19 protein-coding genes are annotated in these 20,673 nt (G+C 67.6%); 10 read left to right on the top strand and 9 right to left on the bottom strand.

The annotated features are described in order from the left end of the window. Complete coding sequence (locus ACWF4Z_RS10090) at positions 1 to 591, bottom strand: hypothetical protein (RefSeq protein WP_452242626.1); 591 nt, start codon at positions 589 to 591, stop codon at positions 1 to 3. 25 nt (positions 592 to 616) lie between these two features. On the opposite strand from ACWF4Z_RS10090, the gene ACWF4Z_RS10085 reads away from it, so the two are divergent. Beyond that, positions 617 to 1,441, top strand: coding sequence for a DUF5995 family protein (locus ACWF4Z_RS10085; protein ID WP_452242625.1), 825 nt, complete (start codon positions 617 to 619; stop codon positions 1,439 to 1,441). On the opposite strand, the gene ACWF4Z_RS10080 is transcribed toward ACWF4Z_RS10085, so the two are convergent. Next, entirely contained in the window at positions 1,438 to 2,142 is a 705-nt protein-coding gene (locus ACWF4Z_RS10080; RefSeq protein WP_452242624.1) for a M50 family metallopeptidase, read from the bottom strand. The genes ACWF4Z_RS10085 and ACWF4Z_RS10080 overlap by 4 nt on opposite strands. A 44-nt stretch (positions 2,143 to 2,186) precedes the next feature. Here ACWF4Z_RS10080 and ACWF4Z_RS10075 point away from each other — a divergent pair, with 44 nt between their 5' ends. From ACWF4Z_RS10075 to ACWF4Z_RS10065, 3 genes are all read left to right on the top strand, one after another. Then, positions 2,187 to 3,407 carry an aconitase X gene (locus ACWF4Z_RS10075; protein WP_452242623.1) on the top strand — a complete coding sequence of 407 codons (1,221 nt, stop codon included), beginning with the start codon at positions 2,187 to 2,189 and terminating at the stop codon, positions 3,405 to 3,407. Beyond that, positions 3,404 to 3,805, top strand: coding sequence for an aconitase X swivel domain-containing protein (locus ACWF4Z_RS10070; protein ID WP_452242622.1), 402 nt, complete (start codon positions 3,404 to 3,406; stop codon positions 3,803 to 3,805). Before ACWF4Z_RS10075 ends, ACWF4Z_RS10070 begins: the two co-directional genes overlap by 4 nt. Before the next feature lie 170 nt (positions 3,806 to 3,975). After that, positions 3,976 to 4,683 (top strand): phosphatase PAP2 family protein, encoded by a 708-nt coding sequence (locus tag ACWF4Z_RS10065; RefSeq protein ID WP_452242621.1) that lies wholly within the window; start codon positions 3,976 to 3,978, stop codon positions 4,681 to 4,683. On the opposite strand, the gene ACWF4Z_RS10060 is transcribed toward ACWF4Z_RS10065, so the two are convergent. The 3 genes from ACWF4Z_RS10060 to ACWF4Z_RS10050 are packed head-to-tail and all read right to left on the bottom strand — an operon-like array spanning position 4,644 to position 8,274. Continuing rightward, positions 4,644 to 5,621: an NADPH:quinone reductase gene (locus tag ACWF4Z_RS10060; RefSeq protein ID WP_452242620.1), complete on the bottom strand. Its 978-nt coding sequence runs from the start codon at positions 5,619 to 5,621 to the stop codon at positions 4,644 to 4,646. The genes ACWF4Z_RS10065 and ACWF4Z_RS10060 overlap by 40 nt on opposite strands. A gap of 2 nt (positions 5,622 to 5,623) precedes the next feature. Further along, the gene (locus ACWF4Z_RS10055; RefSeq protein ID WP_452242619.1) at positions 5,624 to 6,058 is read right to left on the bottom strand and encodes a cupin domain-containing protein; all 435 of its coding nucleotides are present in this window, start codon (positions 6,056 to 6,058) and stop codon (positions 5,624 to 5,626) included. A gap of 59 nt (positions 6,059 to 6,117) precedes the next feature. Then, positions 6,118 to 8,274, bottom strand: a complete 2,157-nt coding sequence (locus tag ACWF4Z_RS10050; protein ID WP_452242618.1) for a bifunctional SulP family inorganic anion transporter/carbonic anhydrase — start codon at positions 8,272 to 8,274, stop codon at positions 6,118 to 6,120. 215 nt (positions 8,275 to 8,489) lie between these two features. Between ACWF4Z_RS10050 and ACWF4Z_RS10045 the strand changes: the two genes are divergently transcribed. Next, entirely contained in the window at positions 8,490 to 9,263 is a 774-nt protein-coding gene (locus ACWF4Z_RS10045; protein ID WP_452242617.1) for an SDR family NAD(P)-dependent oxidoreductase, read from the top strand. 1 nt (position 9,264) lies between these two features. Here ACWF4Z_RS10045 and ACWF4Z_RS10040 read toward each other — a convergent pair whose 3' ends face one another. Both ACWF4Z_RS10040 and ACWF4Z_RS10035 read right to left on the bottom strand, forming a co-directional pair. Beyond that, positions 9,265 to 10,032, bottom strand: coding sequence for a DUF427 domain-containing protein (locus ACWF4Z_RS10040; RefSeq protein WP_452242616.1), 768 nt, complete (start codon positions 10,030 to 10,032; stop codon positions 9,265 to 9,267). Between the two features lie 75 nt (positions 10,033 to 10,107). Then, on the bottom strand, positions 10,108 to 12,219 hold the full coding sequence (locus ACWF4Z_RS10035; RefSeq protein WP_452242615.1) for a fibronectin type III domain-containing protein: 2,112 nt from the start codon (positions 12,217 to 12,219) through the stop codon (positions 10,108 to 10,110). Between the two features lie 109 nt (positions 12,220 to 12,328). On the opposite strand from ACWF4Z_RS10035, the gene ACWF4Z_RS10030 reads away from it, so the two are divergent. Then, positions 12,329 to 13,969 carry a lysyl oxidase family protein gene (locus ACWF4Z_RS10030; protein ID WP_452242614.1) on the top strand — a complete coding sequence of 547 codons (1,641 nt, stop codon included), beginning with the start codon at positions 12,329 to 12,331 and terminating at the stop codon, positions 13,967 to 13,969. A gap of 71 nt (positions 13,970 to 14,040) precedes the next feature. On the opposite strand, the gene ACWF4Z_RS10025 is transcribed toward ACWF4Z_RS10030, so the two are convergent. Then, positions 14,041 to 15,573, bottom strand: a complete 1,533-nt coding sequence (locus ACWF4Z_RS10025) for an MFS transporter (protein ID WP_452242613.1) — start codon at positions 15,571 to 15,573, stop codon at positions 14,041 to 14,043. A 124-nt stretch (positions 15,574 to 15,697) separates the two neighbouring features. Here ACWF4Z_RS10025 and ACWF4Z_RS10020 point away from each other — a divergent pair, with 124 nt between their 5' ends. Next, positions 15,698 to 16,567 (top strand): LysR family transcriptional regulator, encoded by an 870-nt coding sequence (locus tag ACWF4Z_RS10020; protein WP_452242612.1) that lies wholly within the window; start codon positions 15,698 to 15,700, stop codon positions 16,565 to 16,567. Between the two features lie 453 nt (positions 16,568 to 17,020). Here the strand turns inward: ACWF4Z_RS10020 and ACWF4Z_RS10015 are convergent, their stop codons facing one another. After that, positions 17,021 to 17,833 (bottom strand): UbiA family prenyltransferase, encoded by an 813-nt coding sequence (locus tag ACWF4Z_RS10015; protein WP_452242611.1) that lies wholly within the window; start codon positions 17,831 to 17,833, stop codon positions 17,021 to 17,023. Between the two features lie 18 nt (positions 17,834 to 17,851). Here ACWF4Z_RS10015 and ACWF4Z_RS10010 point away from each other — a divergent pair, with 18 nt between their 5' ends. The 3 genes from ACWF4Z_RS10010 to ACWF4Z_RS10000 are packed head-to-tail and all read left to right on the top strand — an operon-like array spanning position 17,852 to position 20,436. After that, positions 17,852 to 18,904, top strand: coding sequence for a type III polyketide synthase (locus tag ACWF4Z_RS10010; protein ID WP_452242610.1), 1,053 nt, complete (start codon positions 17,852 to 17,854; stop codon positions 18,902 to 18,904). Next, positions 18,905 to 19,417, top strand: coding sequence for an isoprenylcysteine carboxyl methyltransferase family protein (locus ACWF4Z_RS10005; protein ID WP_452242609.1), 513 nt, complete (start codon positions 18,905 to 18,907; stop codon positions 19,415 to 19,417). Continuing rightward, positions 19,414 to 20,436 (top strand): NAD(P)/FAD-dependent oxidoreductase, encoded by a 1,023-nt coding sequence (locus ACWF4Z_RS10000; RefSeq protein WP_452242608.1) that lies wholly within the window; start codon positions 19,414 to 19,416, stop codon positions 20,434 to 20,436. The genes ACWF4Z_RS10005 and ACWF4Z_RS10000 overlap by 4 nt, the downstream gene beginning before the upstream one ends. Positions 20,437 to 20,673 lie beyond the last annotated feature (237 nt).

Here is a 20,673-nt window from a genome sequence, read left to right as displayed (position 1 = left end):
TCAACGCTCCACGGCTCTGCGGAGAGCGGCGTACGACGCAACGAGCGCACGCCGCTCCTCCGCGAGCAACGGGTCGTCGAGTGTGCACCCGGCACGGACCCATCGGTCCGACAGGTCCATCGCCTCGACCCGCTTCTGCGCGGCCGGCAGCACAGCTGCCCGATCCGCGCCGTACACATAGGAGTACAGGTCGACCAGCGCGGTCTCCAGCTGTTGCTCACCCACATCCGCGTCGTGCTGGCGAGCTCGATGGACGCGCCACCACTCGACCTCCAATAGCGCAGCCCGCGCCGGATCGATGCCAAGACTGGCCGACCGTACGACGAGCTCGTAGAAGCGCCGCATGTACGCCGTCGCCGCGTCCGGCTGGTTGTCCGGGTACGGCGCCCACAGCTGGTTGGCGCGCAGTACATACCAGGCTCCGGTGAGTGTCCGACCAGGTGCCATCCCGAAGCCGGCCGCGACCATCCCCACCGACGCGACCAGGAACTGCCGCCACTCGTGCCGGTAATAGGCCGCCCAAGCGTCCGTTTCGCGGTTGCCGACGACCACCGGGTCGAAGGAGAGTGGACCTGTTCTGCCGCCCCACATGGTTCCTCCCCGTGCAGGAGATCCGATGAGCGATGGTAATCCGATCGATGGCGTTGTCGCCGAGCTGCGGCAGCGCTTGGACGATCTGCCGCCGGAGCTGGCGCACCGCCGGACGTTCCTCGGCACCTACCTGCGCACCACCCAGGCGGTAGGTGAGGCGATCAAGCAGGCCCGCTTCGAGGATCCCGCGTGGGTCGAGCGGTGGGACGTGAAGTTCGCCGAGCTCTACCTCCAGGCGCACGACGCGGAGCGCGAACCGGCCGACCCGGCCCGGAAGATGGTCGGTAAGGACTGGGTGGGCCGCAGCGACGTAGGAACGGGTGAGGAGCGGCGGTCGAGTGCGGTGGCTCGCCCGTGGCGGTTGGCCTTCGAGGCACCGGCAGACCTGCAGGGGCTGCGGCACGTGTTGCTGGGGATCAATGCGCATGTGAACTACGACCTGCCGCAGGCACTCCTGGCTGTGATCAGCGACGACGACTTCAGTGATCCGCAACTGATGGATCGGCGTCGCCGTGATCACGAGCGGATCGACGGCGTGCTGGCCCAGCGTGTCCGGGCCGAGGACAACGAGCTGGCCGCGTCCGGTCCGCGGAATCTGGTGGATCAGGTGCTGACGCCGTTCAATCGGTTGGCTTCACAGCGCTTCCTGCGTGAGTCCCGGCAGAAGGTGTGGCACAACACCATCGAGCTGCAGAAGGCGCGAGTGGTCGGTCCAACGGCGTACGCGGCGCGGTTGGCGGAGCTAGAGCTGCTCAGTGCGGCAAAGATCGCGGATCTGCTCCGGCCGGGTCAGGTCCTGCTCAGACTGGCGGTCACCGGCTTCGGTGTGACCCTGCCGCCGCCGGTCTAGCTCGGCAGCACGCCGGACCACACCACGCCGACCGCCAAACAGGCCAGCGTGACCAGTCCGAAGACGCCGACCCACAGCAGCGCTGGAATGCCGGTGAGGCGACGCAACTGGTCCGCGTCCGAGCTACGGCCGCCTCCGCCTCGGCGTGAGTACTGCAACTCCAGTACGGCGCGCGGCGCGGCCAACAGCAGGAACCACGTGAGCAGATGGGCGAATGCGGACTGCAGGGCGGTCGAACCCCACCACGTCACAGCGAAAACGACCGCACCGAAGACCAGAACCGACCAGAGCCCGTACAGGTTGCGGATCTGCAGTAGCAGGATCACGAGTGCGACCAACAGTCCCCAAAGCAGCGCAACGGCGTACCCACGACTCAGGACGAACGCTGCGGCGAGTCCGAAGAGCGCTGGACCTGGATAGCCGGCCAGAAGCACGGTGACCATGCCGAAACCAGTCGGACGACCACGCGACACGGTCACGCCGGACGTGTCCGAATGCAAGCGGATCCCGGCCAGCTTTCGCCCAGCCAGCGCGGCGATCAGACCGTGCGCGCCTTCGTGCGCGATCGTCACCACCTGCCGGGTCAGGTGCCACAACGGCCGCCAGGCGATCAGGATCAGCGCGACGACGCCCGTACCGATCACCACCCGGAGCGATGGCTCCGGCTGAGCCGACGTGATGCTGTCCCAGAACTCTCTCACCGGCCCATCCTTACAGCCCGGTGGTCAACCACTAGCTTCGAGGCATGCAAAGTCTCCAGCTCACCGCCGAGGAAGAGCGCATGCTGAACGGCCAAGATGGCGTTGCGCTGGCCATGCGGGTGGTCGTCAGCATGGCAACCAGCTCCGAGGCGACACGGTTGGTCCAGATCACCTCCGCCCACGTGGATTCCTGCCTGTATCACGGTCAGGTCAGCCTGGACTTCGCCCACCGGCTCGTGGACCTCGGTGCGAAGGTCCGCGTCCCGACCACGCTGAACGTCGGCTCGCTCGATCTCCTGCACCCGGAGCTGGTTCGCGACCGTGAGCTCGCGGAGGCCGGGCGTGAGCTGATGTCGGCGTACGTCGCGCTCGGATGTACGCCGACGTTCACGTGTGCGCCGTACCAGCTGCCGAACCGGCCGGGGCTCGGTGAGCACGTCGCGTGGGCGGAGTCGAACGCGATCGTGTTCGCTAACTCCGTCCTCGGCGCCCGCACCGATCGGTACGGCGACTTCCTCGACATCTGCGCGGCGATCACCGGGCGAGCGCCGTACTCCGGTCTGCAGACGACCGAGGCGCGGCGGGGGACTGTGGTGTTCGACTGCCGCCCGCTGGGCGAGTTCCTCCGCAAAGAGTTGGCGTATCCGTTGCTCGGTCACTACATCGGGTCGGTAGTCGGTGCCGAAATCCCTGTTCTGGTAGGGATTCCGCGCGATGTGACCGAGGATTCGTTGAAGGCCTTCGGGGCCGCGGCCGCGTCGGCCGGGGGAGTCGCGATGTTCCATGTGGTCGGCGTGACGCCGGAGGCGCCTGCTGAGGTGGACGACCTGCCACGGCAACCTGTTGAGGTGAGTATGTTGCGTGAGGTCCGGCAGGCGCTGTCGTCGAGGTCGAGCGAGCTCGATGCGATCAGCGTTGGCACACCGCATGCGTCGTACGCCGAATGCGCCCGACTCGCCGACCTTGTCGCGGACGGGCCGCCGCTGAAACTCCCGGTCTACCTGTCGACGGGCCGCGTGACCCGGGCCCGGGCCGAGCAGAGCGGCGTACTGAAGACCTTGGAAGCGGCCGGAGTGACCGTGGTCGTTGACACGTGCACCTATGTGACGTCGATCCTCAAGCCCAGTTGGAAGAACGTGATGACGAACTCGGGCAAGTGGGCGCACTACGCACCCGGCAACATCAACGTGTCCGCGGTCCTCGGTTCGTTGGCGGAGTGCGTCGCCTCGGCACGCGCCGGTCGTGTGATGCTCGAGGACGTATGATCGCGCGCACGCTGCATCCAGGGGCCGCCGCAGGTGAACCACTCCGCCTGACCGCGCCACTCTCCTTCTGGGGCGGGACGGATCAGGACGGCCGGATTGTCGATGCGCATCATCCTCAGTGCGGCGCGTTGCTGGCCGGTCGGGTTCTGCTGATGGAATCCGGCCGCGGCTCGAGCTCGTCCTCCAGCGTCCTGGCCGAACAGATCCGCGCCGGCACAGCACCGGCCGCGATCATCCTCGCCCGCGCGGACTCGATCATCCCGCTCGGCGCCCTGATCGCACGCGAGCTCTACAACCTCGCCACCCCGGTCGTCGTTGTCGACCGGTACGACGACCTCCCGCTCGACCACCCGCTACGCATCGACGCGGGTCCCACAGTCGCCACTGTTGATTGGTAGCCACAACCACTTAGTGCCGAGCGTCACACTGCAAAACGAATGACCGTTCTTGAATTTGGGGGATCCTGCGGCGCAGGCTGGAAGTTCGGGGAACAAGCGTTCGGTTTGATGTGGGGGTCGACGTGGCGCAGGCAGCTCTGGAGCGGGTGGGACAGCGACAGACACACGGGGTGTGGCGGATTCTGCGCGAGATCGCGCTGCTGGCGTTGCTGTTCGGGGTCTACAACCTGGGACGGTTCCTGTCCGCCGAGCACGCGGGGTCGGCGTTCCGGCACGCGCACGAGCTGATCCGCTGGGAGGCGTGGCTCGGCCTGCCGAGTGAGGCGAGCCTCCAGCACCAGGCGTTGCGTATCGACGGTCTGGCCGGGGTGGCCAACACGTTCTACGCGACCGTCCACTTCCCGCTGACCGCCGCGGTCCTGCTCTGGTTGATGATCCGGCGGCCCGCCGAGTACGGCAAAGCGCGCTGGGCGATGGCCTCGCTCACGGGTCTGGCCTTGATCGGCCACATGTTCTTCCCGCTCGCACCGCCGCGGATGATGCCTGGCTGGGTCGACACCGGCGTACTGCTCGGCCAATCCGTCTACGGCCCGAGCACCGACTCAGGAGTCGCCAACCAGTTCGCCGCGATGCCAAGCCTGCACGTCGGCTGGGCCCTCATGATCGCCGTCTTCCTGATCCGTGCGACCCACTCCCGCTGGCGCTGGCTGTGGATTGCTCACCCCATCCTCACCTTTGCCGTTGTCGTCATCACCGCCAACCACTACTGGCTGGACGGCCTCGTCGCCATCACCCTGGCAATCCCGCTCCTGGCGATCTTCCGCGTACGACGCGGTAGTCAGGAGCAGTCGAGGATGCACTTGCCGGTGGCCGGTTGAGTCATCACGTGCTCGTGGGCGCGGGCGGCCTCGGCGAGTGGGAAGGCTGTGCCGATGGGGATCGTGAGGTCGCCGGCGGTCAGGTGGTCGGCGATCGCCGACTGCGCTTGGGCTTGTTCGGCGGGCGTCATGTTCCAGACGGCGGTGCCGCGGACGTCGGCCTCGTGGACCATCAGTGCGCGCGGCGTGAAGGGCAGCGAGCCGCGGCTACCCACGATGACGATCCGAGCGCGTGGTGCCAGTACGCCGGTGTCGGCTTCGAGGTTGTGGTCGGCAAGCATCTCGATGATGAGGTCGACGCCACGGCCGCCGGTGAGTGGCGCGACGCCGTCGAGGTAGTCGTCCTCGCGGTGGTTGAGGACGTGGTGAGCCCCCACGGATCGGACCAGTTCCTCGCCCGGACCGGTACCCGCCGTACCGATGACGACGGCACCGGCCCGGCGCGCCATCTGAACCGCCGGGACGCCGACACCGCCGCTCGCGCCGTGCACCAGGACGGTCTGGCCGGGCTGCAGCTCACCGCGCTGGAAGAGCGCCCGGTACGCCGTGGTCCACGGCACCCCGATCGCCGCACCCTCGGCAAAAGACACCCTTTCGGGCAACGGATGTACGGCGTCGGCCGCACAAACCATCCGCTCCGCGTAGGTCCCTGAGCCCGAGAAGCCGAGCGTGGCAACGAAGACCCGATCACCGACGCGACAGCTCGTCACCTCGGCGCCGACCTGTTCCACCACGCCGGCACCGTCGAAGCCCGGCGTGTACGGAACCACCGGCTGGAAGAACGCGTACACGCCCGTCCGGATGTAGGTGTCGGCCGGATTGACTCCGGCGGCCATCACCCGGACCACCACCTCACCAGGTCCCGGCATCGGATCGGGCGCGTCCTCGACCGCCAACACCTCCGGCGGCCCGAACCGCCGTACGACGATGGCGCGCACGGTCAGGCCTTCCCGCGCCCGGCAATCTCCCCGACCGAGTCGCGCGCCTTGCTCGCATGGGGCACCAGATTGTCACGAGGCGGCGTGAAGAAGTCGATCTGACGGCACGTGCCCTCATGCGTCCGGGCCGCGTGCGGGACCCACGGCGGAATCACGGCGACATCCCCGGGCCGCATGATCCGGGTCTCGCCGTCGATCTCGAACTCCAGCTCGCCCTCCAGGATCACGACGATCTGCTCCTCGACGTGCGTGTGCAGCGGAGCCTCGGTGTGTGGCTCGTAGTGCACGAAGTTCGCGAGGGTCTGCTCGCCGAGCACCGGCCGGAAGGTCAAGCCCCGCACATACTCGATCGACTCGATGTCCTCGACCCGGAAGAACCTTCCGGGCGCCTCGGGCGAGTGCGAGAAGTCGCTCTTGAAGTGGTCGGACGATTCCATGGCGCGCCTTTCGGTCGGGTCGATGCTTGCTCATCATCTCCCGCGACCGACCGAGTCGATCATCTTTTGCTCTTTCGGCCCGCTGTGGCCAGCTCTTCGTCTGCGCGGACGAGATAGGGGTCCCGGTCGAGGACCAGGCGGGCGGCCGCGGCGCCGATGTCGAACCAGAGGCCGATCAGTTCGAGGCGGCCTTCCTGTTCGGCTGTGCGGACGCAGCTGAAGGTCCGGAGGTTCTCGAGTTGTACGCCGACATTCGCGACGGACAGCTTGTCCGCCGGGCTGAGCTTCACACCCGTGGCCGGATCCACGATGTCGGGCAGGCCCACTGCACGCCGTACGGAAGGTTCGAGGTGACGCAGCCAGTTCTGCAGGCCTGAGCCCGCGGGGACGTTCGCCTCGAGTGCGGCCGCGGCGGCGCCGCAGTGCGAGTGACCACAGACCACGATCGACTGGACGCCGAGGACCTCGACGGCGTACTCGATCGCGGCGTCGACGGAGTTGCTGTTCGAGCCCTTCGGCGGGACGAGATTGCCGATGTTGCGCACGCAGAACTGTTCGCCCGGACCGCTCGTGGTGATCATCGTCGGAACGATCCGCGAATCCGCGCAGGTGATGAACAGATGCGCCGGCCGTTGCCCGTCCGCGGCGAGCTTGGCCAGCATCGGCCGGATCTCGTCGGCCGCGGCCTCGAACGCGCGGACCCCGTCGAGCATCGAGACCCGGTCATCGGGAGCGGGGATGACATGGCGTTGCCAAGGCATCCGCCGCCGCGCCGGATCGGAGTGCATGGCCGCCCGGACCGCGGCCAGGTTGAGCTCGACCGAGCCGCCGCGCGCGATGTGACCACGCCGCCAATCCTCGATCGCCTCGTACGCGGCATGGTCGAGGTGGTTCAGGTCCAGCTCGACCCGGACCCGGGCACCGGTCGGGATCGACCGCAGCGTGCGCACCAGCGATGCGACCCCAAGGAACACGAGGGTGCCGCGGATCCGCACGGTCCACACCCCGTCCTCCTCGGTCGCGGTGACGGTCGCTCGCGCCAGCCGGTACAGAACCCGCAGGATCGCGAGCACCAGACCGATCAGGACGCCCTCGGCCAGACCCAGCACGCCGACGCCCGCGGCAGTCACGACGTACACGAGCAACTCGTCGTGGCGGCGCAGCGTGCGGATGTGGGCGAGCTGGACCAGCCGCAGACCGGTGACGAGCAGCACTCCGGCCAGGGCAGCCATCGGGATCAGCTCGAGCATGAATCCGGCCGCGAGGACGAACGCCGCGATCCAGACGCCATGCAGGATGGCGGAAGCGCGGGTCCGCGCACCGGCCGCGACGTTCGTGGAACTACGCACGATCACCCCGGTCACCGGCATGCCACCGAACGCGCCGGAGACCATGTTCGCGGCGCCTTGGCCGATCAGCTCGCGATCGAGGTTGCTTCGCTTGCCACGATGAAGCTTGTCCACGGCAACCGCCGACAGCAGCGATTCGACGCTGGCGACCAAGGCAACCGTCAGTACGGCGGTCACGATCTCCACCGGGGTGCCGCTCGGAAACGCGGGCAGGATCAGCTCTTGCAGCGGATGCTCGGGGAGATCGACGCGAGTGACGTCGACCATGAAGACCGCGGCCAGCGCGGTCACCGCGACAACGGCCACGAGGGGCGCCGGAATCACCTTGACCTTGGGCAATCTGGGCCAGACCAACACGATCGCGACGGTCAGTACGCCGACGACGACGGAGTGACCGTGATGAGCGATCACCTGCGCGGGCAAGGCGGTCACGTTCTCGATCAGTGAGCTCTGCGCCTTGCCGCCGAGCACGACGTGCAGCTGCTGGACGGCGATCGTGACACCGATCCCGGCGAGCATGCCGTGCACCACGGCCGGCGACAGCGAAAGGGCAAGCCGCCCGATCCGGGTGACGCCCAGCAAGATCTGGACGAGCCCGGCAGCGCAGGTGATTCCCGCGGTCGCGGCCCAGCCGAACTGAGTGACCAGCCCGGCGACGACAACGGTCAGGCCTGCGGCCGGACCGCTGACCTGCAGCGGTGAGCCGCCGAGCGCGGCGGCCACCACGCCACCGACGACGGCGGCCACCAGGCCGGCGATCAGCGGGGCGCCGGACGCGGCGGCGATGCCCAGGGACAGCGGCACCGCGATGAGGAAGACCACCAGCGAAGCCGGCAGGTCGTGGTGGAGAATGGTCCTCCAGGACACACGGTCCGTGGAGGGCGGGGAATGGGAAGTTGACGTGGTCGGCACGGGTCCTCCGGCGTCGGTGCTCGTAACGTTGCTCAGGGCATCAGGCGTCGAAACAAAGAGTGTCGATCTGGTTACCCATCGTACCGGCCTGTTCAAGCCCGCGACAGCGATGATTCGGATTCGTTGCCGATGGCCAACAGCTGACGATTGCTCAGGGCAAGGAGAAGTGAGTGGACCTGCAACTGTCCGGAAAGACGGCGGTCGTCACCGGGGCGAGCAAGGGGATCGGGCTGGCGTGTGTCGAGGCGCTGGCGCGCGAGGGTGCCACGGTGATCGGGATCTCGCGCGACGCGGGCAACCTGGCGAAGGCGCAGGACGAGCTCGCGGCCAAGGATCTCAGCTTCGCCGTCGAAGCGGTTGATCTCACCGACGCGGACGCAACCAAGGCTGTGTTCGAGCGCATCGGCGTACCGGACATCCTGATCAACTGCGCGGGAGCGGCCCGGCGGACTCCGGTGAGCGAGCTGGACAGCAAGGCGCTGCACGCCACGATGGAGGCGAAGTACTTCACCTACATGCACGCGACCGAGTCGGTCATCGCGGGCATGGCCGAGCGTGGCAGCGGCGCGATCGTGAACGTGGTCGGCCAGGGCGGCCGCGTCGCGAACCCGTTGCACATCGGCGGCGGTGCGGCCAACGCCGCGTTGATGCTCGCGTCGGTCGGTTACGCCAAGGCGTACGCCGGCCAGGGCGTCCGGGTGAACGTGATCAACCCTGGCATGACCCGCACTGCCCGTGTCGACGAGGGACTCGAGGCCGCGGTCCGCGCGACCGGCCGGCCCAAGGAGGAGCTGCTGCAGGAGATGGTCGCCGAGATCCCCCTCGGCCGCGCCGGCGAGCCCGCCGAGGTCGCGAACGTCGCGGTCTTCCTCGCCTCACCCCTGGCCAGCTACGTCACCGCCTCCATCATCACCATGGACGGCGCCGCCACCGCCGTCGTCTGATTTACGGCGTCTTCAGGGTTTCGTCGACTGGCCGGCCGGTTGAGTTCGAGAACGGCGTGATCGGCCGGGCCTGGGGTACGTCGTCGATCGTGATGTCGACGTACTCGTTGTAGAAGCCGACGTGGTTGGCGATCGGCAGGAGCGGCGCGGTCGGGAAGTTGTACGACCAGGCCACGTCGGGGACCGTCGGTGCGGACCAGTAGTCCGAGGTCGTGCCCTTGTAAGGGCAGGACGTGACGGTGTCCACCCGGCTGAGGTGCTCGAAGTTCACCGCTGTCCGGGGGAAGTAGTACCGCGGCGGCAGGCCGGTCTCGAAGACGATCACGGTCGCGCGGGAGTCCGCGAGTACGACGCCGTCGAGGGCGACCCGGATCTTGCGGTTCGACAAGATCGCATCGCAGCGTGAATACGGATTGCGCGGGTGGACGAACACCTCCTCGTCCTCCTCGAACCAGCTGTCCAGCGCGTCCCACTGGAACCGGACCCGGTCTTTCGCCGGCCCGTCGTCGTACACCCAGGCCTTGCCCTTGCCGGCCGCGTGGACCCGCGCGACCCCGTGGTCGAACGTCTTCGTCTCACCGGTGTCGCTCAGCACACCCGCGGCCACGTCGGCGAGTGGGATGTAGAACTGCGGGTACGGCGGAATCTCCCACAGGTAGATCGCATCCGTCGTATCGAACACGACGCGGTTGCCGAGAGTCGCGCGCACCCGGCGGGGCACCGGAGCGGTTCCGCCGGGCGGCACGATTGCTTCTGGATAGGCGCTCATGGACCAATCGTCCGTCATACCTCGCCACTACGGCAGAGGTATGACGGACGGTTCCTGAAAGGGCCGAACAGCGCGTTAGACGGTGATCCAGTCGATGTCGGCGATGTAGCCGCTCGGATTGCTGATCTTGAGCGCATTCGCACCCGCTGTCAGCTTCACCGGCAGATAGGTCACCTGCGGCGTACCCCAGTCGTTGTCACCGAGGCCCGCGTAGTTCACCCAGTAGCTGTCGGCGTTGTTGACCGTCAGCATGCTCTGGCGGCTGGTGTCGCCGTCGGTGTAGGCGATCTTGACCAGATACGTGCCGGTCGTCGGGACGGTGATGTTGTTCAGCGTGACCGACGCGTCGTACCCGATGTTGCCGATCTTCTGGCCGCCTGAGCAGAGCGTGCACCCGGAGATACCCGCGTTCCCGGTCAGGGTGCTGGTCGACGCCTCGGCCTCGTAGCGCACCGGTCCACCCGACTTGGAGGTGAACATGGTGATCGGCGCACTGGCTTCCGACGTACGACTGTTCTGCACGCCCTTCACGGTGAAGGTGTACTGGGTCTGCGGCAGCAGCCCGGTCACCACCGTGTTCGTGCTCGAGTTGGTCGCCACCTTTTTGCCGTTCGCATAGACCTGGTACGACGAAGCACCGGTGCTCGGCCGCCAGTTCAGCGAGACTGTGGTGCGGCTGACGTCGGTTGCGGTCAGATCAGCCGGCTTGCCGACGGAGCCGGCGTCGTTCGGCGTGATCTTGTACAGCATCGACCCGTGCGCGGGCAGATTTGCACTCACGGCGCCGGACACGTTGCGAGTGTTCTGGTTCGCCCAGATGTCGCGGACGGTCGCCTTGCCGGTGATGCCGAGCTGGTCGAAGTTCCCGGTCACCGTGGCGGGAGTGTCGGCCAGGTTGAAGAGACCGACCGTGACGCTGCCGTCGGCGTTCTTGGCGTACCAGGTCTGCTGCAACTGGTCCTGGTTCAGCGGGCGTGCCGGGTTGCCGGACTGGTTGATCGCGATGACCTCGCGGTTGGTCAGTAGCTTCAGACCGTAGGCGTCGAGCTTGGTCAGGTCGTCGCCGGCGAACATCGGCGCCGCGTTGATCGCCCAGAACGTCAGGTAGCTCTGCCGCTCGGCGTCGGTGAGGCCGTCCATCGCGCCGACCCCGACGTTGATCGCGTCCAGGTTGTTCCAGTGACCCGGTCCGGCGTCGTCGATCCACTGCGGCAGATCCCACCAGCGGGCCTTCACCGAGCTGTCCCACCTGACGATGGTGTCGCAGTAGCACTCGACGTCGGTGTCGATCCGCCACCCGTTCGAGTTCGCCTTCCAGGCGTCGGCGTACCGATGGCTGAGCGACCAGGACAGCGTGTACTGCATCGGGCGTCCGGCGTTCTGGACGGCACGCCACCAGGACTCGATGTCCTCGGTGTTGTTGTGGTTCGGGTCGTCCGGCGCGCCCTTCCACGAGCCCGGGCCGACGCCGTCCATCTTGATGAAGTCGACACCCCAGGACGCGAACGTCTTGGCGATCGAGTCGGCGTACTTCTGCGCGCACGGGCTCTCGTAGCTGATCTTGTACGCCGCGTCCCAGCCGTTGGTGGTCCGCAGGTCCGGGTACACGATGTCGCGGGTGAAGCAGCCGGGCGCGTCGTAGATCGGGGTGTTGCCGTCGCGGTAGACGTCGGTACCGAGGCCGACAGTGGTGTAGATGCCGAACTTCAGGCCGAGCTTGTGGATGTCGTCGCCGACCGCCTTCATCCCGCGCGGGAACCGCTTCGCGCTCGCGACCGGACGGCCGTACTCGTCACCACCGTCCTGCCAGCCGGCGTCGACGTTGATGTACTCGTAGCCGAACGGCTTGAGCTTGGTCGCCAGCGCTTGTGCCTGGGTGAGGATGTTCTTCTCGCTGATGAAGCTGCCGGGACCGTCCGGGTTCACACCCGGGTAGTTGGTGGACTGCAGGCTCCAGCTGCTCCAGCCCAGGTACGGCTTGGCGGCAACCTGCGGGTACTTGGCGGGGACCTTGGCGGACGGCGTCAGGTCCGGCGTGCCCTGATAGGCCGACTTCGGCTCGATCAGGCTGGGCTTGGGGGACGGCTGGTTCGACTCGGGTCGAGCCGCGTCGGCGGGGGCGATGGTCGCTGCAGTTGTCACCAGGGCAACGGCGGCGAGCACGATCGTAGAGCGTCGAAGAGACATTCGATGATCCTCCGGGGGAGGAGAAGAGCGGACCCGGCCGAGCCTAGGGTTGTTTAATTTACACCGTCAAGTATTCAGGTCCTGTCACTTTTCCGGAACGGGCTGTGACGTGACTGCCATCGAACCTTCATCAACTTCGCTCCGCGGTGAGCGTCGTACCTGCAGTGACCGGCTTCGTGAGGACGTCGGTCGAAGCAGAGGGGGTTCCATCATCAATACCTCGAGGAAACTCGGCCGTACGGCGATCGCCGCGGTCGGAGCGGCCGGATTGGTCGCACTCGCGGCCACCGGGGCGTCGGCGGTGTCGTCCAGTACGACGGCCACGGCGCGACCCGCGCTGAAATTGGTTGCCGGAAGCACCGATGTGACGCTGACCAGCGTCGAGGACTACGGCGTCGACCTGGATCTCGGTACGCACGTGGTGGCGGGTAACGCACCGATCGAGGTCCGCGCGACGAGGGCGTCGTACAAGTCGCCGGTGGTCGCGAAGGAGTGGGTGAAGGGCAAGGCGGGCCGCACGCTGCCGAAGGGGCTCGTCACCGACTTCAACGGGCTCGGGAAGTTCCTGCACGTCACGTTCACCGATGCGACCGGCAAGAAGGTGCTGGAGCAGGACCAGTCGCTGTGCCTGAACGGGGAGGGCTCGCGGACTCGGCCGGATGCGCCGGCGACTTCGCCGTACCCGGAAGGTTGTTACGCGAATCCGTTCACCCAGGGGTCGGTCTGGGGGCTGCAGACCGGTTGGTCGTCGAACACCTACGGCGGCTACGGCGCTCCGGTGAAGCTTGCCCTGGGCAAGTACAAGGCGACCGTCACGGTGAGCAAGGCGTACCGGGACTTCTACAAGATCCCGACGGCCGACGGCGCGGTCTCGCTGAACGTCACCGTGGTGCCGGACGAGGGGTGCGACCCCGGACACGGTGTCCGTGGGTGCGCTGCCGGCCAGAAGGCGGCAGCTTTGAAGGCGGCAGCTGTGAAGAATGCTGCGGCGACCTCGGTGGCGCCGAAGCCGCATTCGGCCCGTCCGACCGGGAAGGCGAGCGTGCCGAAGGGTCCGAAGCCGGACCTGGTCCCGGTGCCCGCTTGGGGGATCGAGGTCGTGCCCGGCGACGAAGGTACGCCGGACGCGGACAAGGACTTCCTGCAGTTCTCGGCGACCGTGTGGAACGCGGGTCCGTCGCCGCTGGTGCTGGACGGTTTCCGGCAGCAGGGCAAGGACCTGATGGACGCGTACCAGTACTTCTACGACGGATCAGGCAAGGAGGTCGGCTACCACAACACCGGCACGCTGGAGTGGGACGGACGTGAGGGCCACAACCACTGGCACTTCACGGACTTCGCCCGCTACAGCCTGACGAACTCGAAGCAGACCGAGGTTGTCCGCAGCCAGAAGGAAGCCTTCTGCCTGGCCGCGACCGACTCGATCGACTACACGGTGAAGAACGCCAACTGGCACCCGGGAAACACCGACCTGCACACCGCGTGTGGCAACCACGGATCGCTGTCGGTCCGCGAGGTGCTCGATGTCGGATCCGGTGACACCTACGTACAGTCCCTGCCCGGCCAGTCCTTCGACGTGACGGACCTGCCGAACGGCACGTACTACGTCCAGGTGACCGCTAACCCGGAGAACCGCTTGTTCGAGGCCAACACCAAGAACAACGTGGCGCTGCGTCAGGTCATCCTCGGCGGCACCAAGCACCACCGCACCGTCAAGGTCCCGCCGGTCGGCGTGATCAACGTTCCGTAAATCCAACTTTGGGAACCCACCAGCCACAGTCCGACGCCGAAAATGGTTGGTGGGTTCTCAAGGTCGCGGACTCAGTGGTGCTGGGGGCGGCGCCGGGTTCGGAGTGGCCGGGTGTGGGGGTCGGTGCGGGCGTGACGGCGGCTGAGGGGGAACGTGCGCGGTGCGCGCGGCGTCGGCTCGGCGGGGATGGGCGCCGACAGCTGGATGGACGTCTGCTCGAGGCGGAGCGGGGCCTGGTTCCAGGGTGAACGAGTCCGTACGACGACCAGCCGGAACCGTCCGTCACGCCGCAGCCTCAGGGTGATCGCCACCGTTGCCACCGCTGGGATGAGCCCGGCGAGCAGAAGACCGCTGCGGGCACCAACGTGCTGGGCGAGGAATCCGACGGTCGGTCCGCCGATCGCGCCGCCGCCGATGAAGACCAGGTTGTAGATCCCGGACACCCGGCCGCGAAGACCGTCCGGCGTCGTCAGCTGAACCATGGACTGCGCGGCCGTCAGGAACATCAGCGTGGCCACACCCATCGAGGCCAGCACCGGGATGAAGGTCCACAGTGACGGCTGGATCGCGGCCAGTACCTCGGTGAGCGTGAGCAGCGCCGCGATACCGATCAGGTTGCGCAGGCGACTCGGCCGCACCCGGCGAGCGGACAACAGTGCGCCGGCCAACGCACCCAACGCGACAACCGAGTTGAGTACGCCGTACCCCGATGCGCCGGTGTGGAAGACGCGGTCAGCGAACGCCGTCAGCGTGACCGGCAGGCTGATCGTGAACATCCCGTAGATGCCGACCAGTGCAATCGACCAGCGGACAGCCGGCTCGTGGAACGCGTACCGCAGGCCGTCGCGCAGCCCGTCCCGGATCCGGATCCCGGCGCTGGCCTTGCGGGCCGCGTGCATCCCGGGCATCTCGCTCTCGCGCATCCGCAGCAAGGCACTGATCGAGGCGAAGAACGTGCAGGCGTTGATGGCGAACGCCCAGGGCGTGCCGAGCACGCCGAGCAGCACGCCGCCGAGGGCCGGTCCGATCATGCTGCCGAGCTGGAACGTCGACGAGACCATGCTGATCGCGTTCCGGACCTTGTCCCGGGGGACGATCTCGGTGACGAACGACTGCCGCGTCGGGTTGTCGACCGCGGTAGCGAGACCGAGGACGAACGCCATCAGGTAGACGTGCCACACCTGCACATGGCCGGTGAACGCGACCACCGCCAGCACGGCCGCGCAGGATCCGAAGGTCGACTGGGTGACGAGCAGGACCTTCCGCTTCGGGAAGCGGTCCGCGATGACGCCGCCGAACAGGCCGAGCAGGAGGGTGGGGAGGAACTGCAGCGCGGTGGTGATGCCGACCGCGGTGGCGCTGCCGGTGAGCGTCAGTACCAGCCAGTCCTGGGCGATCCGCTGGATCCAGCCGCCGGTCGACACCACCAGGAGGCCGCTGACGAGGAGGCGGAAGTTTCGTACCTGCAGTGCGCTGAACGTGTCCTTGAAGCCGGGACGCCGCTGGGGTTCGCGGACCTTGTCCGCGGTGGTGGTTCGGTGGGTGTGGAAGTCGGAGACGGATTCGGGGACGGATGGGACAGTACCGGTGGCCCGGGTGGTCAAGAGCGATCCCTACGCGTGTGGACTGGTCAGGGGAGGACATCTCCATCCTCACTGTTCGGTACTGAATTCCGACAGCGAATTACTCCTATTAGTCTTATAGCGTCGCGTAATGAGAGGTGAATCGATGTATGACCCGGACCAGCTGCGGACGTTCCTGGCGGTCGCCCAGTCGCTGAGCTTCACCCAGGCTGCCGATCGGCTGGGCATCCGGCAGCCGACGGTGAGTCAACACGTCCGCAAACTCGAGACGGCGGTCGGGCGTCCGCTCTTCGTCCGGGACACCCGGACGGTGACGCTGACCGCGGACGGCGAGGCGATGGCCGGGTTCGCGCGGACCATCCTGGCCGCGCACGAGGAGGCGGCCGGGTACTTCACCGGCTCCGAGTTGCGTGGCCGGCTGCGGTTCGGGGTGACCGACGACCTGGCGCTGACCCCGCTGCCGCGGATCCTGCGCGACTTCCGTCAGCTCTATCCCCGGATCGACCTCGAGCTGACCGTCGCCCAGAGCCAGAGCCTGCTCCGCCGGGTCGAGTCGGGCCACCTCGATCTCGCCTACGTCAAGCAAGGTGGCGGTGGCTACGAGCCGAACGGACGGCTGGTACGACGGGACCCGCTGGTCTGGGCCGGGATCGCGGGGACCCGGATCGCGCCCGATGGTCCGGTGCCGTTGGTGGCGTATCAGGCGCCGTCACTGAGCCGGTCACTCGGTGTGCAGTCGCTGGAGCAGGCCGGTCGGTCATGCCGGATCACATGCATCGTCCGGGGGGTCAACGGCGTACTCGCGGCTGTCCGTGCCGGTCTGGGGATCGCGATCTTTGCCCGGTCGTTGATGCCGGTGGACCTGGTCGAGCCGCCGCCGAGCGCCGGGTTGCCGGAGCTGCCGCCGGTCGATCTGGTGCTGATCACCAACCCTCGGGCGGCGAAGGAGCCCGCGGAGGCACTCACCGCCGCGATCCTCGGGAGCAATGCACCGCTGAAACCGCACGCCACCTAGAAGAGAAAGAAGAAGTTCTGAAGACCTAGAGCAAAGAACAAGAGCAAGAGCGTTAAAAAGGCAGGAAAGGGAAAATAGAGAGGTGCTGGGTGCCTGGCTGGGGTGGGCGGGCCGGTGGTGGTCGGCTGGTCAGGGTACGTGCCGGCATCGAGTCGTGGATCGTGGTCGGCCAGACACACCCCACCACGCCATAATCCACGACTCGAACCACCCAGCGGGCACGCAAGGCATCCGCACCCGGGGCTGCAGGACCGCTCACTCAGCGCCTGGTCCTCGACAGCCGCGATCCCTCACGCGCCGCGGTCGTCGCATTCTCGACACGCCAACCACAGGCCGCCCGCACCTACGCACCGAGCCCGCCGCGCGCCCAGCAACTCTATTTTTTCTTTTCCTGTCCTTGCTTTCTTCTTTGAGGGTTCTGAAAACCCTCGAAGGAGGGGAAGGAGTGCGCGGTTAAACGAGTGCGTTGCCTCGGAGGATCAGGGCGACGATGGTGACGGCGGCGATCGCGATCGTGACGAGGAACGGCGCGTTCCGCCAAGCGACGATCACGACCAGCAACCCGGCCACGATGGCGAGGGCGATCCAGCCGGTCAGGCCGATCGCTCCGGCCGGTCCGATCACGAGCAGCACGGTCGCGGCCGCCAGCGGTAGCGGCGCGATCAGCCGGGCGTAGCGACCAAGTCGTTGCGGCCAGCCCCGAACCCCGGTCGCCAGATCATCGGCCAGATCGGGTACGACGTTTGCCAGATGGGCACCGATCCCCAGCAGCGCGCCGGCGGCGGTCGCCCACCACGGCGCCCACACGTGGGCCGTACCCAACGTGACGAACGACGGGAGCGCGCCGAATGCGACCGCGTACGGGAGCCAGGAGATCGGGGTCGACTTCAGCCCGAGGTTGTACGCCCAGGCGCACGCGACGAAGAGCAGATGCATCAGCCCGGAGGCGATCCCGTTCGCGAGGGAGACCGGAATCGTGACGACCAGCATGACGCCGGCGCCGACCGCGAGCGTGCGGCGACTCACCAGTCCACGCACCACAGGTTTGTCCTGTCGGTTCACAATGGTGTCGCGGGCTGCATCAATCGCGTCATTGCTCCAGCCGATCGAGAGGTGGCCGGTGAGGATCGTTGCTGCGACCAGGAGACACCCTGCCGGACTGCGCCCGGCTGACCAGGCCAAGGCCGTGATGAGGACCGTCACGGCGACCGTCGGACCGGGGTGGCAGGCCAATGCCAGACCACGTGCCGTCCCGAGGATCCTCACCGACGTAACGATGCCACGATGACGCGGATCGCAGCGGTCCGGCCCGCGTTGCCGCCGTACCGCTATCCGCAGTCCACGTTGACCGAGGCCTTCGCGGACATCTGTCTGCCGGACGGACGTGGGCTCGCCCTCTTACGGCGACTGCACGCGAACGCCGGGGTGTCCTCGCGGCATCTCGCGTTGCCTCTGGAGCAGTACGCCGCACTGAAGGACTTCGGTGATGCGAACGACGCGTGGATCGCGGCGGCCGTGGACCTCGGCGCTGAGGCGGTTGCGGGCGCGGTGAAGGACGCTGGGCTGACGCTGGACGATGTCGACGTACTGATGTTCACCACCGTGACCGGGGTCGCTGCGCCGTCGATCGACGCGCGGGTGGCCGTGCGGCTCGGGCTGCGGGAGGACGTCAAGCGGATGCCGCTGTTCGGGCTGGGGTGTGTGGGTGGAGCGGCGGGTATCGCCCGGCTGCACGACTATCTGCTCGCCTGGCCGACGCAGGTCGCCGTACTGCTGTCGGTGGAGTTGTGTTCGCTGACCCTGCAGCGCGACGACGCGTCGCTGCCGAACCTCGTGGGCGGGGCGCTGTTCGGGGACGGTGCTGCGGCAGTGGTGCTGACCGGGTCGGAGCATCCGCTCGCGGCCGGGCCGTCAGTGGTGGCGACGCGTTCGCGGCTGTACCCGGACTCGGAGCGCGTGATGGGATGGGACGTCGGGTCTGGTGGGTTCCGGATCGTGCTCGGGGCGGACGTGCCTGAGGTGGTGCGGACGTACCTAGGTGGGGACGTGACCGCGTTCCTGGCGGACTACGGGCTCACGGTGCCGGAGATTGGGACCTGGGTGAGCCATCCGGGCGGTCCCAAGGTGCTGGAGGCCGTGGCGGAGACGCTGGAGCTGCGGCCGGGGGCGCTGGGTCTGACCTGGAAGTCACTCGACGCGGTCGGCAATTTGTCGTCGTCGTCGGTGCTGCACGTCCTCGGTGACACGCTCAAGCTGGATCCTTCTCCCAGGGGCCCCGCGGTGCTGCTCGCGATGGGGCCGGGATTCTGTTCCGAGCTCGTCCTCCTGGAGTGGTGAATGTACGCCTGGTACGTGGTGCTGATCGTGCTCGTCGGTCTCGAGCGCGTGGCCGAGCTGGTGGTGTCACTGCGCAACGCCAAGTGGAGTTTCGCGCAGGGCGGGGTGGAGTCCGGTCGCGGGCACTATCCGTTCATGGTCGCGCTGCACACCTTGCTGCTCGCGGCCTGTGTGGTGGAAGGGGCGCACCGCTCGTTCATCCCGGCGCTCGGGTGGCCGATGCTCGCCGTGGTTCTGCTGGCGCAAGGCCTGCGGTGGTGGTGCATCACGGTGCTCGGACACCAGTGGAACACGCGGGTGATCGTCGTACCGGGACTGAAGCTGGTTGCCGGCGGCCCGTATCGGTGGATCCGGCACCCCAACTACGTGGCGGTTGTGGCTGAGGGCATCGCACTGCCGTTGGTGCACACCGCTTGGATCACCGCGCTCGTCTTTACTGTGCTGAACATCCCGCTGCTGGCCGTCCGGATTCGCGCCGAGGAAACCGCCCTGAATACAGCTCTGGTGAAGTGAACGGGCCCGACCTGCTGGTTGCCGGGGCGGGGCCGGCCGGTGCGGCGACCGCGATTCGGGCGGCCTTGGCGGGCCTGTCTGTTGTGGTTGTTGAGCCTCGCGCGGCTCCGATCGACAAGGCCTGCGGCGAGGGTATTGCCCACAGTGCGGTCGACTATCTGGGTCGGCTGGGAGTCGAGTTGGCCGGCCGGCCGTTTCAGGGGATCCGGTATCTCGACTCGGCGCACCGGGTCGACGCTCGGTTCGTCGCTGGTCCAGGGCTAGGAGTTCGGCGTACGACGTTGCAGGCTGCTTTGTCCGCCCGCATGGCCGAGCTGGGGATCGAGGTGGTGCGGGCGCGGGTGGGGCCCATCACTCAGAACCTGACCTCGGTGACTGCCGCTGGGATCACCGCCCGGTATCTGGCGGCCGCCGACGGCCTCCACTCGCCTATCCGCCGCCAGTTGTCGCTCTGCGGCCCGCCGTCTTCGGACGTACGCCGGGGACTCCGTCAGCACTTCTCCGTGGCGCCCTGGACGGATCTGGTGGAGGTCTACTGGTCGCGGCTGGGGGAGGCGTACGTGACGCCCGTGGCGGACGATCTGGTGGGCGTTGCGATCCTTACGTCGGCACGCGGGACGTTCAACTCGCACCTGGAAGCCTTTCCGGCGCTTCGGCAGCGGTTGCGCGGTGCTGCGCCCGCGAGCTCGGTGATGGGCGCCGGTCCGCTCCGCCAGCGCGTCCGTGGGCGGGTGGCCGGCCGGGTGCTGCTCGTGGGTGACGCTGCCGGATACGTCGACGCTCTCACGGGTGAAGGGATCGCGGTGGCGCTCCGCACCTCCGCCGAGCTGGTGAAGTGCGTCCGGCGCGACGAGCCCGCGTCGTACGAGGCAGCGTGGCGGCGGGTGTCGCGGGAATGCCGGCTGCTCACGGGGTCGTTGCTGTGGGCCCGCAACCGGTCGTTGCTCGGTCCCCGGATCGTTCCGGCGGCGGCGCGACTGCCCGGCGTCTACGCGACGATCGTGAATCGGTTGTCCTGAGCAAATATTTGCCGCGTCAGGGGCAACTTTTCGGGTCAGTTCTGTGCCGGCGCTCTGTGCCGACTCTGGGCCCGGCGGTCGCTCAGACAACCGCCGGGCCACGAGAGGGGGCCCGAGCTTCCTGGTGAAAAGCTCGGACCCGAGCCGTTCCGGCCGCCTGGTGAACGGTCGGACCAGCTCCTGAGAAGAACTTAATCAGCCGCATGTTGCCCAACCATTGCCAGAATGTGAAGCCTT

This window comes from Kribbella sp. NPDC055071 (genome assembly GCF_053608045.1).
The sequence above is the reverse complement of the archived record's forward strand: the minus strand, read 5'-3'. Positions and strand labels throughout refer to the sequence as shown.

What these genes read in the sequence shown, in the direction of transcription:
- ACWF4Z_RS10090 (WP_452242626.1), bottom strand. Translation starts at nt 591, where the DNA reads ATGTGGGGCGGCAGAACAGGTCCACTCTCCTTCGACCCGGTGGTCGTC.
- ACWF4Z_RS10085 (WP_452242625.1), top strand. Translation starts at nt 617, where the DNA reads ATGAGCGATGGTAATCCGATCGATGGCGTTGTCGCCGAGCTGCGGCAG.
- ACWF4Z_RS10075 (WP_452242623.1), top strand. Translation starts at nt 2,187, where the DNA reads ATGCAAAGTCTCCAGCTCACCGCCGAGGAAGAGCGCATGCTGAACGGC.
- ACWF4Z_RS10070 (WP_452242622.1), top strand. Translation starts at nt 3,404, where the DNA reads ATGATCGCGCGCACGCTGCATCCAGGGGCCGCCGCAGGTGAACCACTC.
- ACWF4Z_RS10055 (WP_452242619.1), bottom strand. Translation starts at nt 6,058, where the DNA reads ATGGAATCGTCCGACCACTTCAAGAGCGACTTCTCGCACTCGCCCGAG.
- ACWF4Z_RS10040 (WP_452242616.1), bottom strand. Translation starts at nt 10,032, where the DNA reads ATGAGCGCCTATCCAGAAGCAATCGTGCCGCCCGGCGGAACCGCTCCG.
- ACWF4Z_RS10035 (WP_452242615.1), bottom strand. Translation starts at nt 12,219, where the DNA reads ATGTCTCTTCGACGCTCTACGATCGTGCTCGCCGCCGTTGCCCTGGTG.
- ACWF4Z_RS10020 (WP_452242612.1), top strand. Translation starts at nt 15,698, where the DNA reads ATGTATGACCCGGACCAGCTGCGGACGTTCCTGGCGGTCGCCCAGTCG.
- ACWF4Z_RS10010 (WP_452242610.1), top strand. Translation starts at nt 17,852, where the DNA reads ATGACGCGGATCGCAGCGGTCCGGCCCGCGTTGCCGCCGTACCGCTAT.
- ACWF4Z_RS10005 (WP_452242609.1), top strand. Translation starts at nt 18,905, where the DNA reads ATGTACGCCTGGTACGTGGTGCTGATCGTGCTCGTCGGTCTCGAGCGC.